The sequence below is a fragment of the Cellulosimicrobium protaetiae genome (assembly GCF_009708005.2).
GTDB classification, from domain to species: Bacteria; Actinomycetota; Actinomycetes; order Actinomycetales; family Cellulomonadaceae; genus Cellulosimicrobium; species Cellulosimicrobium protaetiae.
Genome location: NZ_CP052757.1, coordinates 3,527,902 through 3,545,030 on the forward strand (window position 1 = coordinate 3,527,902; position 17,129 = coordinate 3,545,030).

Annotated in this window: 12 protein-coding genes; 4 read left to right on the plus strand and 8 right to left on the minus strand. The window is 72.6% G+C overall.

Annotated features, from left to right (window positions below; all coding sequences use genetic code 11):
• Positions 1-55: 55 nt before the first annotated feature.
• Positions 56-1,888, minus strand: a complete 1,833-nt coding sequence (locus FIC82_RS15235) for an ABC transporter ATP-binding protein (RefSeq protein ID WP_168731953.1) — start codon at positions 1,886-1,888, stop codon at positions 56-58.
• 65 nt (positions 1,889-1,953) lie between these two features.
• Here FIC82_RS15235 and FIC82_RS15240 point away from each other — a divergent pair, with 65 nt between their 5' ends.
• On the plus strand, positions 1,954-2,532 hold the full coding sequence (locus tag FIC82_RS15240; RefSeq protein WP_154799066.1) for a PH domain-containing protein: 579 nt from the start codon (positions 1,954-1,956) through the stop codon (positions 2,530-2,532).
• A gap of 71 nt (positions 2,533-2,603) precedes the next feature.
• On the opposite strand, the gene FIC82_RS15245 is transcribed toward FIC82_RS15240, so the two are convergent.
• The 6 genes from FIC82_RS15245 to FIC82_RS15270 form a co-directional block, all read right to left on the minus strand.
• A complete protein-coding gene (locus FIC82_RS15245) occupies positions 2,604-3,644 on the minus strand; it encodes an ABC transporter permease (protein WP_154799067.1) in 1,041 nt (346 codons plus the stop codon).
• Positions 3,641-5,170, minus strand: a complete 1,530-nt coding sequence (locus FIC82_RS15250) for an ABC transporter permease (RefSeq protein WP_154799068.1) — start codon at positions 5,168-5,170, stop codon at positions 3,641-3,643. The genes FIC82_RS15245 and FIC82_RS15250 overlap by 4 nt, the downstream gene beginning before the upstream one ends.
• Before the next feature lie 245 nt (positions 5,171-5,415).
• Positions 5,416-7,269, minus strand: coding sequence for an ABC transporter family substrate-binding protein (locus FIC82_RS15255; RefSeq protein ID WP_154799069.1), 1,854 nt, complete (start codon positions 7,267-7,269; stop codon positions 5,416-5,418).
• A 325-nt stretch (positions 7,270-7,594) separates the two neighbouring features.
• The gene (ychF, locus tag FIC82_RS15260) at positions 7,595-8,680 is read right to left on the minus strand and encodes a redox-regulated ATPase YchF (protein WP_168731954.1); all 1,086 of its coding nucleotides are present in this window, start codon (positions 8,678-8,680) and stop codon (positions 7,595-7,597) included.
• A 51-nt stretch (positions 8,681-8,731) separates the two neighbouring features.
• Positions 8,732-10,282 carry a hypothetical protein gene (locus tag FIC82_RS15265; RefSeq protein ID WP_154800379.1) on the minus strand — a complete coding sequence of 517 codons (1,551 nt, stop codon included), beginning with the start codon at positions 10,280-10,282 and terminating at the stop codon, positions 8,732-8,734.
• 17 nt (positions 10,283-10,299) lie between these two features.
• Positions 10,300-11,169 carry an ABC transporter ATP-binding protein gene (locus FIC82_RS15270; RefSeq protein ID WP_154799070.1) on the minus strand — a complete coding sequence of 290 codons (870 nt, stop codon included), beginning with the start codon at positions 11,167-11,169 and terminating at the stop codon, positions 10,300-10,302.
• Between the two features lie 131 nt (positions 11,170-11,300).
• Between FIC82_RS15270 and FIC82_RS15275 the strand changes: the two genes are divergently transcribed.
• Positions 11,301-12,812 (plus strand): DNA recombination protein RmuC, encoded by a 1,512-nt coding sequence (locus FIC82_RS15275; protein ID WP_154799071.1) that lies wholly within the window; start codon positions 11,301-11,303, stop codon positions 12,810-12,812.
• A gap of 57 nt (positions 12,813-12,869) precedes the next feature.
• Here the strand turns inward: FIC82_RS15275 and FIC82_RS15280 are convergent, their stop codons facing one another.
• On the minus strand, positions 12,870-13,901 hold the full coding sequence (locus FIC82_RS15280) for a 4-hydroxy-3-methylbut-2-enyl diphosphate reductase (protein ID WP_168732313.1): 1,032 nt from the start codon (positions 13,899-13,901) through the stop codon (positions 12,870-12,872).
• 297 nt (positions 13,902-14,198) lie between these two features.
• On the opposite strand from FIC82_RS15280, the gene FIC82_RS15285 reads away from it, so the two are divergent.
• Complete coding sequence (locus FIC82_RS15285) at positions 14,199-15,692, plus strand: polysaccharide deacetylase family protein (protein WP_154799072.1); 1,494 nt, start codon at positions 14,199-14,201, stop codon at positions 15,690-15,692.
• Positions 15,693-15,750: 58 nt separating this feature from the next.
• On the plus strand, positions 15,751-17,094 hold the full coding sequence (gene xseA, locus FIC82_RS15290) for an exodeoxyribonuclease VII large subunit (protein ID WP_168731956.1): 1,344 nt from the start codon (positions 15,751-15,753) through the stop codon (positions 17,092-17,094).
• Positions 17,095-17,129: the final 35 nt, after the last annotated feature.

Here is a 17,129-nt window from a genome sequence, read left to right on the forward strand (position 1 = left end):
TGCGCGGTCGCCCCCGAGGCGTCGACAGGACCGGTGGACGAGCCGGTCGGGTCCGTCAGAACCCGGCGCCCGCCGTGGGCGGAGCGCTGCGCTCGTGGTCCACGTCGTCCCGGTGCTCCGCGAGCGCACGCTCCTCGCCCGCGAGGGAAGATGCCTCGTCGTTCGCGATGTCGCGGGCCGCCGCCTCCAGAAGCGCGTCCCGCGCGGCCCGGCGCTCGCGCTGCGCCGCCGGGTCCGGCACCGGCACGGCCGCCAGGAGCCGCTGCGTGTACGGGTGCTTCGGGGCGTGCACGATCTGCGACGTGTCGCCCACCTCGACGAGCTTGCCCTTGTGCATGACCGCGATGCGGTCCGACAGGAGCTCGACGACCGCGAGGTCGTGCGAGATGAACAGGCACGCGAAGCCGTGCTCGCGCTGCAGGTCCGTGAACAGGTCCAGCACCTTCGCCTGCACCGACACGTCGAGCGCCGACGTCGGCTCGTCCGCGACGAGCAGCTTGGGCTCGAGCGACAGCGCGCGGGCGATGCCGACGCGCTGGCGCTGACCGCCCGAGAGCTCGTGCGGGTAGCGGTTGCGCATCGCCCGCGGGAGCTCGACCTGGTCGAGCAGGCGCTCGACCTCGCGGCTGAGCTGCTTGCCCTTGACGCCCTTGTGCAGCATGAGCGGCTCGCCGATCGACTCGCCGATCGGCAGACGCGGGTTGAGCGACGAGCCCGGGTCCTGGAACACGATGCCCACCTCGGTGCGCAGCGGCCGCAGGTCCTTGGGCTTCGCGCCGACCATGTCCCTGCCGACGATCTTCAGCGACCCGCCGGTCACCGGCAGGAGGCCGACGGCCGCGCGACCGATCGTCGTCTTGCCCGAGCCGGACTCCCCGACCAGGCCCACGACCTCGCCCTGGTGGATCTGCAGCGACACCTCGTCGACGGCCCGGAACGCGGGCTGACGACGGCGGCCCGGGTACTCGATGACCATGTCCTGCGCGTCGAGGACCAGCGTGCGGTCCTGCGTCGCCGCACCGGCGGGCACCCGGTCCGTGACCGTGGTCGCGTCGCGCGTGGAGCCCAGGTGCGGGACCGCCTCGAGGAGACGGATCGTGTACGGGTGCTGGGGGTTCCCGAAGATCTCGGTCGACGTGCCGCGCTCGACGACCTGCCCGTCCTTCATGACCATGATCGAGTCGGCCATGTCGGCGACCACGCCCATGTCGTGGGTGATGAGGATGATCGCCGCGTCGACGCGGTAGCGCAGGTCGCGCAGGAGCTTGAGGATCTCGGCCTGGACCGTGACGTCGAGCGCCGTGGTCGGCTCGTCCGCGACGAGGAGCTTCGGGTCGCACGCGAGGGCCTGGGCGATCATCGCGCGCTGCCGCTGACCGCCGGAGAGCTGGTGCGGGTACGCGTCGAAGCGACGCTCGGGCTCCGGGATCTCGACGAGCCGCAGGAGCTCGATCGCGCGCTTCTTCGCGTCGGCGGGACCGACGTTGAAGTGCGTGCGGATGGTCTCGACGATCTGGAAGCCCACCGTGTAGACGGGGTTCAGTGCCGTCATCGGCTCCTGGAAGATCATCGAGATCTCCTTGCCGCGGACGTGCCGGAGCGCGCCGTGCGACATGCCGATGAGCTCGCGGTCGCCGAGCTTCGCCGAGCCGCTCGCGCGGCCGTTCGGCGGGAGCAGGCCGAGGAGCGCGAGCGACGACTGCGACTTGCCGGAGCCCGACTCGCCGACGATCGCGAGAACCTCACCGGAGTGCAGGTCGTAGCTCACGCCCGTGGCCGCGGGGTACCAGGCCTTGTCGACGTAGAAGTCCACGCCGAGGTTGCGCACGGTCAGCACGGGGCTGCCCTGGCGCGCGGCCGGGGCCGCGGGAGACGTCTCGATGGCCACGCTGATCAGTGTCCTTCCTGCTGGAGCCGGCGCTCGTGGCGCGGCGGCTCTGCGAGCATGGGCGCATGGGTCCCACGCTGGTCTTCCGTTCGACGTACGGCCGTGTCCTCACGCTGGCGACGGGTGCCGTCGCCGTGGCGCTCGGTGTGAGCACGGCCCTGACGGGCGACGTCGGCGCGCTGGTGGGCGCCCTGGTGCCCGCCGCGCTCGTGACGTACCTCGTCTGGATGCTGTTCTGGCGACCCGCCGTCGAGGTGTCCGACGGCGGCGTCGAGGTCCGCAACGTGACCCGCACGGTCCACGTGCCGTGGACGGCGTACGAGGGCGTCGAGGCACGGTACTCGCTCGAGGTGCGCCACACGGGCGGCACGGTCACCGCCTGGGCGGCGCCCCGGTCGAGCGGCTCGGCACGCTGGCTGCGCCGCTCGCGTCGTCGACCCGTCGACCGCGAGCGCGTGGTCACCGGCGCCAACGCCGAGACCGTGGCCGAGGCCGTCGCGCAGCGGCACGGGCTGCTCGCCGCCGCCGGTCACCTCGACCGCGCGGTGCCGGGGGCTCCCGGCGCGCGGACCACCTGGCACGTCGTGCAGCTCGCGGTGCTGGGCGCGCTCGCCGTCGGGACGGTCGTGGTGCTCACCGCCTGACCACGGCCGCGGCGCGCCGCGCCGCCCGGGAGATCGACGACCTCCCGGGCGGGCGGCGACGGGCGCGGTCATCAGCTCGCCCCGGCCTCACCGGTCGTGCCCGGCGTGGGGGCGGTCGCCTTCGGACGCGCGACGCGCTGCGCGCGCGCCATCTTGCGCTCCGACGGGATCCGCTTCTGCCGCGGGTCGAACGCGTCGCGCAGGCCGTCGCCGATGAAGTTGACGCACAGCGCGATCGCGACGATGAACAGACCCGGCCACCAGAACAGCCACGGACGCGTCGCGAACGCCTCCTGGTAGTCGCTGATGAGCTTGCCGAGCGACGTCGCGGGCGCCTGGATGCCGACACCGAGGTAGCTGAGCGCCGTCTCGAGCAGGATCGCCGAGCTCATGAGCAGGGTCACGTTGACGATGATCACGCCCACCGCGTTCGGCAGCATGTGCTTGAAGATGATCCGCCGGTCGCTCGCTCCGGCGACGCGCGCGGCGTCGACGAACTCCCGCTCGCGCAGCGAGAGGAACTCACCGCGCACGAGGCGCGCGAGCGGGGGCCACAGCACGAGCCCGAGGAACGCCCCCAGGATGAGGGCGTTGCTGCCCCCGGACAGCAGGGCGAGCACGGCGCCGATGACGATGACCGGCATCGTGATGATGAGGTCGGTGAAGCGCATGAGCCACGAGTCGGTCGGGCCGCGGTAGTAGCCCGAGAGCGCTCCGACGAGCACGCCGGCGAGCGTCGCGATGACGCCGACGGCGAGCACGACGAGGAGCGAGGTCTGGGTGCCCTGCATGACGCGGGCGAAGACGTCGCGACCCGCCTCGTCCTGGCCGAAGATGTGCTCGGCTGACGGTCGGCCGCCGTTGACGAGCGGGTACGTGGAGCCCTGGCCGGAGGCCTTGTACTCGTACCACCCGTGCCAGCCGCCGATGCCGATCGACGTGATGGCGAGCAGCACGATGCCGATGAGGACGACGAGCGCGACGACCGCGCCCTTGTGGTGGAAGAAGCGCCGGCGGACGATCTGGCCCTGCGACAGCCCCTCGACCTCGAGCAGCTCGATCTGGTTCTCGAGCGCGCCGTCCTGCGGCGCGTCGTTCGGTGTGTTGCTCATGCGTTCACCCGGATCCGCGGGTCGAGGGCTGCGTAGATGAGGTCAGCCACGATGTTGGCGATGATGGCGAGGGCCGCGACGATGACGAGGTACGCCATGACGGGGTCGATCTCGCCGCCCGTGAGGGAGTTCAGGAAGAGCAGGCCCATACCGGGTCTGGCGAAGACCTTCTCCGTGATGATCGCGCCGCCCAGGAGGGTGATGACGTCGATCGGGACGATCGTCGCGAGCGGGATGAGCGTGTTGCGGAAGCCGTGCCGCATGACGACCGTCCGCTCCGGCAGGCCCTTGGCCCGGGCCGTGCGGATGTAGTCCTGGCTCATGACCTCGAGCATGCTCGCGCGCGAGTAGCGCGTGTACCCGGCGAACTGGATGAGCACGAGCGCGATCGTCGGCAGGAGCAGGTGGGTGTACTGGTCGAGGACCTGGACCCAGAAGTTGCCGCCGAGGTTGGGCGTGCTGTTGCCGATCGTCGGGATGGGCCGGTTGTTGATCGCCGGCGCCGCGAGGTAGGCGGGCCAGAACTGCATCACGCGGTCGACGAAGATCATCGAGCCGACGAGGAACGCGGTGATCGCGGCCGCGCGTGCGGACACGCCCTTGTCGGGGCCGCCCCACGCGTACCCGATCCCGATGCCGACGGCGACGGTGACGACGGCGAGGACGAGCACGAGCAGCCAGTTGTCGACCTGGCGGAGCACGGACTGGATCGGGAAGTAGACGACGACGCCGACGACGACGGTCGTCAGGGACGCGTAGAGCGCGCGGCGGTTCTTCAGGCCGGAGACGAGCGCGGTGATCGCGAAGGCGAGCGCGGCACCCGTGACGGCGATGATGACCGGGCCGAGGTTCGGCTCCTCCCACCAGCCGGAGAGCTGCAGGTAGAGCAGCGCGACGGCGGTCGCGGCGAAGCCCAGGCCGAAGACGGCGAGCCGGCGGCGCAGGGTGCCTCCGAAGGCGAGCGACCACAGCAGGCCGATCGCCACGCCGGCGACCGCGATCGCGAGGATCGACAGGTTCGGGTCGCGCAGGAAGTCGTTGAAGCCGATCGCGCCCCACTGCTTGAGCAGGACGGCGACCCAGAAGGCCGGGAGGGAGTAGAGCACGAACGAGACGAAGATCGTCAGGTAGTCGAACGTGCTGTACTGCCGCAGCGCGCTGACGATGCCGACCATGACGCCGAAGATCACGGCGAGGACGGTTGCGGCGGCGACGAGCTGGATGGTCGAGATCACGGCGCCCTGGAGCAGGTTCGAGACCGACTGGCCACTGCGCCAGGCCGTCCCGAGGTCGCCGGTCACGAAGTCGCCGAGCCACTTGAAGTAGCGGATCACGACGTTCGTGTCCAGGTCGAGGTCGAGCGTGCGCTGATCGATGAGCTGCTGCTTGTTGGGACTCGTGCTCGCCTCGAGGTCCATGAAGATGTACGGCCGGATCGCGGCGCTGACGAGCAGGAACATCGCGAACGTGGACACGAGGAGGGTCGCCAACCCTGCCAGCACACGCCGCGAGATGAAGGAGAACATCGGAGGTCTTACCTCGCTGGTCGGTAGGGACCCCGGGTCGGGGCCGGTCGATTCTACGCGTGGGTCTCGCGTGATCGTGAACCGACGGCACGGGACGCCGCGGTGGAGAGGTCGAGAGAGCCGGAGCACGCGAGAACCGGGGGCCTCGACGGACGGGCCGCCGAGACCCCCGGTCCCGCGAGTCCGGACGCGGCCCGTCGCCGTCCGGTGGGACGGCGACGGGCCAGGTCAGACGGTCAGGCCTCTCAGCCCTCGAACGTCCAGTTCCAGAACCCGTGGAAGATCGTCGGGCTGATCGTGATCGACTCGACGCCCTTCAGGCTCTCGTTCCAGCCCTGGATGGCGGGGAACTGGAAGATCGTCACGCCGAAGCCGTCAGCCCAGAGGTTCTTCTCGACCTCGAGCTGGAGCTGGAACTGCTCCTCGGGGTCGGTCGAGACCTGGAGCTTGTCGAGCGCGGCGTCCACGGCGGGGTTGTTGTACAGGCCGTAGTTGTTGACACCACGGTTCGGCGCCCAGCGGAAGTTCGCGTCCGACTCGGTGACGGCCGTCGAGGTCGACTGCCAGCCGAACAGCGACGCGTCGTACTCGGTCTGACCGGTCGCGAGCAGGGTGCCCCACTCGGCCGCGGGGCGGCCCGTGTCGACGATCGTGAAGCCGGCCTGCGCGGCGGTGTCCGTGATGAGCGCGAGCTCGTTCACGCGGCGCGTGTTCTCGTTGTTGTACGCGAAGCGCACGTTGATCGGCGCCGCGACGCCCGCGTCGGCGAGGATCTGCTTCGCCTTCTCGATGTCACCGGCCGGCGGGTAGAAGTCCGAGCCGTTCTCCGCGACCATCTGGTCGTAGTTCGGCGAGCCCGGGATGAGGATGTTCGAGTTGCGCACCTCGGCGTCCGGGTTGAGCGGCTTGATGAGGTTGTCGACGATCGTCTGGCGCGGGATCGTCAGGAGGAACGCCTGGCGCACGGCCTTGGCCTTCTCCACGTCACCACCGTAGGTCACCGGGTCGAACGGACCACCGTTCTGGAAGACCAGGTCGACGTGCTCGTACGTGCCCTCGATGCCCGAGTGGGTCTCGACACCGTCGAGCGCCTCGAGCGCGGTGCGGACGTCCGCGGACGCCTGCGGGCCGATGAGGTCGACCTCACCGTTCTCGAGCGCCTGGACCTGGGCCATCGGGTCGTCGATGTAGCGGACCGTGATGGTGTCGACCGAGCCCTTGTTCGTGCCCTGGAAGTCCGGGTTCGCCTTGAGCGTGAGGTACTGGTTCTCCTCGTACTCCTCGAGCGTGTACGCGCCGTTGGAGACGTAGAGCGCCGGGTCCTCGGGGAGGGTCGTGAACTCGAACCCGGAGTTCCAGAACTTCGAGATCTCCGACAGCGCGGCGGAGTCGTTGTTCGCGATCGCGTCGCGGACGGCGGCCTTCGCCTCCTCCGGGTCCTCGATCCCGAGCGCCTTCTGGCCCACGACGTGCGCCGGGACGAACTCGTTCGTCCAGCTGAGCTCCCAGTCACCGAACGGCTTGTCGTAGACGACCGTGATGGACTTGTTGTCGTCCGAGATCTCCGGCGTCTGCGAGATGAGCGCGATGCCCGGGTCCGAACCGTCGAAGTAGACGCCCGCGTCCAGGGCGTCCTGGTTCGTGACGTTGCCCTCCTCGTCGGTCTCGGCCTCGACGTTGTTGAACTTGCCCGACTGGCCGGCCCAGTCCAGCAGGATCTCCGTCGCGTCGACCGGGGTGCCGTCCGACCACTTGGTGTCGTCGCCGAACGTGTACTTCACCGTCAGCGGGTCGTCCGAGAGCTTCTCGTACGTGCCGAACGACTCGTCCTTGACGATGTTCAGGTCGGCGTCGTAGTAGCTGAAGCCCGAGTTGAGCATGTAGTTGATGACGGCGTTCTGGGTCGCGTTGCCGTTCGACGAGCTGAGGTTCAGCTCGTTCAGCGGGGCCTCCCACGCGACGGTGACCGCGGACTCGGTGTTGATGCCCGCGTCCTCGCCGTCGGTCTCGCCGTCACCCGACGTGCCGCTGCACGCCGAGAACAGCAGTGCTCCGGTGACCGTCACCGCGAGGGCGGCACTCGTGCGCCTGATCTTCAATGTTCCTCCTCCAAGGGATGGTGGGCGCGGTCGGACGGGCGTCGTTCGCCCCCCGGCCGCCCCGTCACCCGCGCGTCCGGTTGGTGTCGGCGCGCGTGGACGGGCATGCCCACCACGGTTTGGGGCAACGCTACCCAGCAAGTTGCGAGGGATCTCCCCCTTGCCCGGTTGCTGCGGTCGATCGTTACCGAGTTGATACTGGCCGGTACGGGTGCGTTTCCAGCCCGCGACGGCAGGGAAACACCCGCGAAACGTCGCCGCCCGGACACGACGATGCCCGCCGCGTCTCACGATGCGGCGGGCGTGCAGGCCTGTGACCTGCGTCTCAGACGTTGAAGCGGAACTCCACGACGTCACCGTCGGCCATGACGTAGTCCTTGCCCTCGACGCGGGCCTTGCCCGCGGCACGAGCGGCCGCGACGGAGCCGGTCTCGACGAGGTCCTCGAACGAGACGACCTCGGCCTTGATGAAGCCGCGCTCGAAGTCGGTGTGGATGACCCCGGCCGCCTGCGGGGCGGTCCACCCCTTGCGGATGGTCCATGCGCGAGCCTCCTTGGGGCCGGCGGTGAGGTAGGTCTGGAGCCCGAGGGTGTCGAAGCCGACGCGCGCGAGCTGGTCCAGCCCGGCCTCGTCCTGCCCCGACTCGGCGAGCATCTCCTTCGCCTCGTCGGGCTCGAGCTCGACGAGCTCGGACTCGAACTTCGCGTCGAGGAAGATCGCCTGGGCCGGCGCGACGAGCGCGCGCAGGCGGTCCTGCAGGTCGTCGTCCACGAGGCCGGCGTCGTCGGTGTTGAACACGTAGATGAACGGCTTGGCCGTGAGGAGCTGGAGGCTCGCGACGTCGGCGAGGTCGAGCCCGGCGGCGGCCGCGCCCTGGAAGAGCGTCGTGCCGGCCTCGAGGATCGCCTGCGCCTTCTGGGCGGCGTCGAGGAGGGCGGCGTCGCCCTTCTTGATCTTCACCTCCTTCTCGAGGCGAGGAACCGTCTTCTCGAGAGTCTGGAGGTCGGCGAGGATCAGCTCGGTGCTGATGGTCTCGATGTCGCCCTCGGCGTCCGTCGAACCCTCGACGCGGACGACGTCCGGGTCGGCGAACGCGCGGGTCACCTGGCAGATCGCGTCGGCCTCGCGGATGTTCGCGAGGAACTTGTTGCCGAGCCCCTCCCCCTCGCTGGCGCCCTTGACGATCCCGGCGATGTCGACGAACGACACGGTCGCGGGCAGGATGCGCTGGCTGCCGAAGATCTCGGCGAGCTTGTCGAGCCGCGGGTCGGGGAGCGAGACGACGCCGACGTTCGGGTCGATCGTCGCGAACGGGTAGTTCGCCGCGAGGACCTGGTTGCGCGTCAGGGCGTTGAACAGGGTGGACTTGCCGACGTTGGGCAGGCCGACGATGCCGATAGTGAGTGCCACGGCGGACGAGTCTACGGGCCGGGGCCGCGACGTGCGGCCCCGGCCCGTCGGTCAGGCCGCCGCCATCACCTTCTGCAGCAGCTCGGGCGCGCGTCGGTCGTACACCCGCGCGCCCCAGCGGACGCCGAGCAGCAGCACCGTCACCCCGACGGCCGCACCCACGGCGAGCGTCACCCACCCCAGCGCGGGCAGGTCGGCGAAGATCGCGACGAGCCCCGGGACGAGGAACGGGACCGAGAGGGCGAGGACGAGGAGCATCGCGACGGACTGCGCGACGAGCGTCGCCATCGCGGCACCCTGCGGCTGCTTGAACGGGCTCTCGCCCGGCTTCGGCACCGGGTACAGCAGCCGGGCGGACGTCGCGCTCGAGACGCCGGTCGCGACGAGCAGCGTGCCGGCCGTCAGGCCGAGCATCGTCGGCAGCAGCTCCCAGCGCCCCACGACCGCCACCGACACGACCGCGAACACGAGCGACACCGCACCTCCGGCCACGAGGACCGGGATCGCCCGGCCCCACCGGTCGGCCTTGCCGGCCACGCCCGTCGAGACGTGCAGCGCGAACGCCGAGCTGTCGTAGGCGATGTCCGCCGAGATGGAGAACCCGAGGATCCACGCCGTGAACGGGGCGAGGGCGAGGAAGATCTCCGACCCCGCGCCGCCACCCACGACGAGGAGCACCACGGGGATGAGCGGCACGACCGCGATCGAGCCCGAGTAGCGCGGGTCGCGCAGCCAGTACGTCGCGGTCCGCGCCACGACCGCACCGGTCGGCGTCGCCGGGAACCGGGAGAAGAAGCCGAGGCCCTTGGCCCGGCCCCCGCCACCCGCGGCGGGCGGCGTGACGAGCGCCCGCGCGAGCGCCTTGTCCCACACGACCCACGCCACCGCGAGGGTGACCAGCGCGACGACGAGCCGCGCGAGCGCGAGCCCCCACGCGTCGTCGTGCACCGCGGCGCCCAGTCCCCACGGGGCGCCGAACGGCGTCCAGGCCGCGACGTCCGCGAGCCGGGAGACCATGCCTCGCACGGCGTCGCCGTCGACCGGTCCCTCCCCGAGCTGCGAGCCGACCCAGGCGAACGCCGGGCCGACGAGGACGAGCGGCACGAACGCGGCGATCGTCACGACCTCGCGGTAGCGGCGCGACTCGAGCAGCGGGGCGAGCGCCGTCGTCGTGGCACGCGAGCCGACGACGCACAGCGCCACGGCGAGGACCGCGCCGACGAGCGCGGCGAGCACCGCGAGGGGCGTGCGCCACCAGGCGAACGAGACGCCGAGCGCGGCGAGGGCCGTGACGATCCCCGGGATCGACACGACGCCCGCGACGGCAAGCCCGGCGAGCAGGCGGCGCGGCGGGATGCCGAACAGCACGAAGCGCTGCGGGTCGAGCGTGGCGTCGACGCCGAAGGCGAAGAGCGGGATCACCCACCACCCGAGGACCGCGAGCGTCCCGACGAGGATCACGACCGACCCGGCGAGCGCCGGGTCCTGCGTCCCGAGGACGACCATCCCCACGACGAGCATCCCCACGACGAACAGCCCGTAGAGCGCCCCCACGACGAACCCGATCGTCTGCCACACGCTCCGCCGGAACGTGTTGCCCATGAGGGTGAGCTTGAGCCTTACGAACTGCGCAACCACGCCAGGCCCTCCGTGCTCTGCCGCCCGCCGACGAGGTCGACGAACCGGTCCTCGAGGCTCTGGTCGCCGCGCACGGCGTCGACGGTCCCCGCAGCGAGGACGTGCCCGCCCGCGACCACGGCGACGTGGTCGCACATGCGCTGCACGAGGTCCATGACGTGCGACGACACGACGACCGTCCCGCCGCTCGCCACGTAGCCCGCGAGGATGTCGCGGATGTTGGCGGCCGAGACCGGGTCCACCGCCTCGAACGGCTCGTCGAGGACGAGCGTGCGGGGCGCGTGGATGAGGGCGGTCGCCAGGGCGATCTTCTTGGTCATGCCCGCCGAGTAGTCGACGACGAACGTGGTGGCGTCCTTCGCGAGGTCGAGGGCCGCGAGCAGCTCGGTCGTGCGCTCGGCCACGGTGTCGCGGTCCATGCCGCGCAGGAGCCCGGCGTACGTGACGAGCTGGGCGCCCGTGAGCCGGTCGAAGAGGCGCACGCCGTCGGGCAGGACCCCGAGCTGCCGCTTGCCCGCCGCCGGGTCCGCCCACAGGTCGGTGCCGTGCACGTGCGCGGAGCCGGCGTCGGGCCGCAGGAGACCGGTGGCCATGGAGAGCGTGGTCGTCTTGCCCGCGCCGTTCGGGCCGACGAGCCCGTAGAACGAGCCCGCGGGGACGTCGAGGTCGATGCCGGCGACGGCGATCTTCTCGCCGAACCGCTTCCAGAGCCCGCGCAGGGAGAGCGCGGCGGTGGGGTCCGGGGGGGCGGGCGGGGCGGCGGGGTGCGGCGCGGCCTGCGCGCCGGGCACCGGTGCGTGCGCCGGTGCGCCGGGCTGCGCGAGCGGCGGCACGGGAGTGGGATCGACCATGGCGCCAACGTAGCCGAGGGCACCGACCGGTGACGGTGCGTTTTGTCACGACGTGCCCCGGATCCCGGCCTGGCCGTGCCACGCCCGTGTCGCGCCGCGGTGGTGTCGGTCCCTCGTGGGAAGGTGCCGCCATGGACACCTCGGGATGGTTGCTCTTCGCGGTCGGCCTCGTGCTGGGGCTCGTGGGCGGCGCCGCGCTGGTGCTCGGCGTGCGGCGCGCCTCGCCCGACGCCGCGGCGGCCGAGGTGCGCCGCCTCACCCAGCTCCTGGGGCAGGCCCAGCAGGAGGCAGCGCGCGGCGCGGGACTCGCCGAGCGGCTGGAGGCCGAGCGCGAGGGCTTCGCGCGCCAGCTCGCCGCCGCCCAGCGCAGCGCGGACGAGCGTCTCGACCTCGCGCGCGCGGCGTCCGAGCAGCAGCTCGCCGACCTCCAGGAGGCCGCCGCACGACGCGTCGCCGAGGTGCAGGGCGACCACCGCCGGCTCGAGAGCCAGTTCGAGGCGCTCTCGCGCAAGGTCCTCGCCGCCGGGACGGAGCAGTTCCTCGTGCAGGCGGAGGAGCGGCTGCGGCGCAGCCACGAGCACGGTGCGGCCGAGCTCGCGAAGCGCGAGGACGCGGTGCGGCACCTCGTCGAGCCGCTCGCGGGCGCGCTCGAGAAGGTGCGGGCGGAGGTCGCCGCGGCGGAGCGCGCTCGGCTGGAGGCCCACGGGAGTCTCGCGGAGCAGGTCCGGGGCGTGCGCGACGCGTCCGACCTGCTGCGCGCCGAGACGTCGCAGCTCGTCACCGCGCTGCGGTCCTCGCAGGTGCGGGGCGCGTGGGGCGAGCTCCAGCTCAAGCGCGTCGTCGAGGCGGCCGGGATGCTCGCGCACGTCGACTTCGTCGAGCAGGACCAGGTCGCGACGGACGACGGCGCCCTGCGCCCGGACATGGTCGTGCGCCTCGCGGGCGGCAAGCAGGTCGTCGTCGACGCGAAGGTCGCGTTCCTCGGGTACCTCGACGCCCAGGCGGCGACCGACCCGCGCGTGCGGGCCGACCGGCTCGCCGCGCACGCCCGGCACATGCGCAAGCACGTCGACGACCTCGGCGCCAAGCGCTACTGGGACCAGTTCGGCCCCGCGCCCGAGTTCGTCGTCATGTTCGTGCCCGCGGAGTCGTTCCTGTCGGCCGCCGTCGAGCAGGACCCGTCGCTCCTCGAGCACGCCGTGGCGAAGAACGTCGTCATCGCGACGCCCATGACGATGGTCGCGATGCTGCGGACGATCGCGTACGCGTGGCGCCAGGACGCCCTCGCCACGAACGCGCAGCAGGTGCTCACGCTCGGCAAGGAGCTGCACGGCCGCCTCGCGGTCATGGGGTCGCACCTCGCGAAGCTCGGGAGGCAGCTCCAGAACGCCTCCGACGCCTACAACCGCACCGTGGGTTCGCTCGAGACGCGCGTGCTCGTCAGCGCACGCCGGTTCGCGGACCTGCACGTCGTGGACGACGCGCTCACGACCCCGCCGACGGTCAACCCGCAGCTCAGCGCGATCAGCGCACCCGAGCTCCTCGCGTCGGTCAACGAGTCCGTGGTGGCGATCGACGAGCGACCCGACGACCGGGACGTCTCCCGACCCGTGGGCACGAGCCACGGCGAGGCGAGCGCCTGACCGCGAGGGCCGACGGCCGCGACCCGGGCACCGGCCCGGGACGCCACCGCGCGGAGGTCAGACGGGCTGCACCGAGAGCGAGGTCCGCCCGCCGCGGGCCGGACGTCCGCCGCCGGTCCCGGACGCCTTGAGGTCCGCCCGCAGCTCGCGCGGCAGCGAGAACATGAGGTCCTCCGTCGCGGTGCGGACCTCCTCCACCTCGCCGAAGCCGCGCTCCGCGAGGTACGCCAGGACGTCGTCGACGAGGATCTCCGGCACCGAGGCGCCCGAGGTCACCCCGACGGTCGTCGCGCCGTCGAGCCACGACGGGTCGATCTCCTTCGCGCGGTCGACGCGGTACGACGTCCCGGCCCCCGCCTGGAGCGCGACCTCGACGAGGCGCACCGAGTTCGAGGAGTTCGCCGAGCCGACGACGATGACGACGTCCGCGTCGGGAGCGAGCTTCTTCACCGCGACCTGACGGTTCTGCGTCGCGTAGCAGATGTCGTCGCTCGGCGGGTCCTGGAGCGTCGGGAACTTCTCGCGCAGCCGGCGGACCGTCTCCATGGTCTCGTCGACGGAGAGCGTGGTCTGCGAGATCCACACGACCTTGTCGGGGTCGCGGACCACGACGTCGTCGACGTGGTCGGGCGAGTCGACGACCTGGACGTGGTCGGGCGCCTCGCCCGCCGTGCCCTCGACCTCCTCGTGCCCCGTGTGGCCGATGAGGAGGATGTCGTAGTCGTCCTTGGCGAAGCGCACGGCCTCCTTGTGCACCTTGGTGACGAGGGGGCACGTGGCGTCGATCGTGTCGAGGTTGCGCGCCGCCGCGGCGGCCTTGACCGCGGGCGAGACGCCGTGCGCCGAGAACACGACGCGCGCGCCCTCGGGCACCTCGTCGGTCTCGTCCACGAAGATCGCGCCGCGCTCGCTCAGCGTCTCGACGACGAACTTGTTGTGCACGATCTCCTTGCGCACGTACACGGGCGCGCCGTAGTGCTCGAGCGCCTTCTCGACCGCGACGACGGCTCGGTCCACGCCCGCGCAGTAGCCGCGCGGCGCCGCGAGCAGGACGCGCTTGCGGGGCGCGGCGCCCTGCGGGGCTGCCACGGGCGGGACGGCGGGGCGGTCGGACGGGTGCGCGGACGAGCCGGCGGGGAGGTCGCTCACGCCCCGAGTCTAGGCGAGCGCCCGCGGACCGACCCCGGTGAGGCCTGTCGACCGCCGCCCCTCCCGCGCTCCGCCCGCCCTCCTCACAGCAAGGACGCCGGTGCTCCACCACACCTCCGCACCGCGGCCGCACGAGAGAGCTCGGGAGACGCCGGGCGGGGCCGGGGAGACGGATCTCACCCGAGCGGTGGCGGCCCCCGGGTCGCCGGACCTCCGGGTGCCCCGGAGGATCGAAGGATGGCCGACGACCTCGACCCGACCGACCCCGACCCCTCCCCCGACGCGGCCGACCCGAGCCCGGCGGCGGAGCCCGCCCATCCCGCCGACCCGGGCGACCCGGGCGACCCGGGCGACCCGGGCAAACCTGCCGGGCGGGGTCGGCGGCGTCTGTGGTGGTGGCTCGTGCCCGGCGTCGCCGTCGTGGTGGCGGGGGCCGTCGTCCTCGCCGCGACCGTGGAGCACGACCGATGGGTCGCGTCCGTCGAGGACTACCACGTCGACGTCGCACGGACGCAGCGGGACGCCGAGGCCGCCCGCGCCGAGGCGGTGGCGGCGTACGTGCCGCGCCTCGCGACGCTCGTCGTCGCCGAGGTCGTGGGCGACGCCGTGCTGACGGGGAGCGAGGGCCAGGTGGAGGACCCAGCCGTGCGCGACCCGCTGGCGGCAGCGCTGCCGGACGCGGCGACGCTCGTCGGGACGCCCGTCGAGTACCCGGTCGAGGTCCGCACGGTCGAGTCGCTCACGCGCCCGAACCCGTTCTACCCGCGGTCGCTTCCCGAGCGCCGGTTCGAGGTCGTCACGGGTTCCGTGCCGTCGCCCGAGGCTCTCGACGACGCGGCCGGGGCGCTCGCCGCGGCGACGCAGGACGTCGCGACGGCGTGGCAGCAGTGGGCGTACGACGGGCTCGAGGACGCCGTCACGGAAGGACGCCCGGTGCTCACCGAGTCTGCGGGGCTCGTCTCGGACGAGGCGCACCGCGCGGCGCTCGACGCGGCCCTCGCCGCCGCCACGCCGACGCTCGACGCCGGCGTGGGCGGCGCCCCGGTCGCCGACGCCGTGGCGCAGCGGGACGCCGTGCTCGTCGCCACCGAGGCGGTGTGGGCGGACCGTCTGGCACTCACGCAGCAGCAGCGGCGGGAGGTGGGGCGCGCGCAGGGCGTGGACTGCACGGTCGCCCGGTGCGTGGCCCTGACGTTCGACGACGGGCCCGGCACGGACACGGAGCGGCTCCTGCAGATCCTCGCGGAGAAGCACGTCTCGGCGACGTTCTTCCTCGTCGGGTCGAACGTCGAGAAGCGACCGGAGGTCGTCCGAGACACGGCCGCGGCCGGACACCTGCTCGCGAACCACACGTGGGACCACCCGCAGCTCACGACGCTGGCCGACGACGAGGTGCGCTCGGAGCTCGAGCGGACCCAGGACGCGATCACGGCGGCGTCCGGCACGACGCCGACGCTCCTGCGCCCCCCGTACGGCGACGTCGACGACCGCGTCGGCTCGATCGCGACGCGCACCGGGCTGCAGGTCGTGCTCTGGAACCTCGACACGCTCGACTGGAAGACGAAGGACGCCGCCGAGACGCGACGTCGCGCCGTCGAGGGCGCACGGTCGGGCAGCAACGTCCTCATGCACGACATCCACGCCTCGACCGTCGACGCCGTGCCCGGCATCATCGACGACCTCCGGGCGCAGGGGTACCTGCTCGTCACCGTCGACCTGCTCGCCCCGTGACCCGCCCTCGGAGCGGGCAGCACGGGTGGGCGTGGGTAGGGTGCGGCAGGCTGGACCCGTGACCGCCCCGCTCCCCCTGCCCGACGACGCGCCGCGGCCGGGCACGCGGTCCCCCCGGCCCGGGGACCGCGGCCCGCTGCCGGCGCGCGCGCTCGAGACGAGCGCGGACCACCCGTGGCCGGTGCGGCTCCTCTCGCGCAAGATCGAGCAGTACGTGGACCGGATGGCACCCGTCTGGGTCGAGGGGCAGGTCGTGCAGCTCAACCGCCGCCCGGGAACGTCGACCGCGTTCCTCACGCTGCGCGACACCGACCTGGACATGTCGCTGCCCGTCTCCGCGGCCACCCGCGTGCTCGACGGGACGCCTCTCGAGGAGGGGGCGCACGTCGTCGTGCACGCCAAGCCGGTCTTCTGGACGCGGCGCGGCACGCTCCAGCTCCAGGCGCGCGAGATCCGGCCGGTGGGCGTGGGCGACCTGCTCGCGCGCATCGAGCACCTCAAGCGCGTGCTCGCCGCCGAGGGCCTGTTCGACACCGACCGCAAGCGCCCGCTGCCGTTCCTGCCGCAGGTCGTCGGTCTGGTGTGCGGGCGCGAGTCCAAGGCGGAGCACGACGTCGTGGTGAACGCGCGCGCCCGCTGGCCCCAGGTCCGCTTCGAGATCCGCGAGGTCGCCGTCCAGGGCGCGCACGCCGTCCAGCAGGTGGGTGACGCGATCCGGGCGCTCGACGCCGACCCGGACGTCGAGGTGATCGTCGTGGCACGCGGCGGCGGAGCCGTGGAGGACCTCTTGCCGTTCTCGAACGAGGCGCTCGTCCGGGTGGCGGCGGCGTGCCGCACCCCGCTCGTGAGCGCGATCGGGCACGAGACGGACAGCCCGCTCCTCGACCTCGTGGCCGACTACCGCGCCTCGACCCCGACGGCCGCAGCGAAGCGCGTCGTCCCGGACGTCGCGGAGGAGCGGGCGCGGGTGACGCAGGGCCGCCACCGCCTGCGGGCCGCGATCGCGGGGCGGGTGGCGCGCGAGCAGGCCGGGCTCGACGGTCTCCGCTCGCGTCCGGTGCTCGCCGCGCCGGGCACGATGCTCACCGACCGGGCCGAGCGCGTGGCCGCGCTGCGGGACCGTGCGCGACGCGCTCTCGACACGCGCCTCGTGCGCGCCTCCGGCGAGGTGGGGCGGCTGGAGGCGCAGGTCCGGGCGCTCTCGCCGGCGTCGACGCTCGACCGGGGGTACGCGGTCGTGCAGCGCGCGGACGGGCACGTCGTCCGCTCCCCCGACGACGTCGCGGCGGACGACCTCCTGCTCGTGCGGCTCGCACGCGGCACGCTCGACGCGCGTGCGACCGGGTCGCACGCCGAGGGGCGCGCCGAGAACCGGCCCGACACCGCCGAGGGCGCCTCGTGAGGCGGCAGCCCGGTGACCGTCCGGCGTCCGCTCCG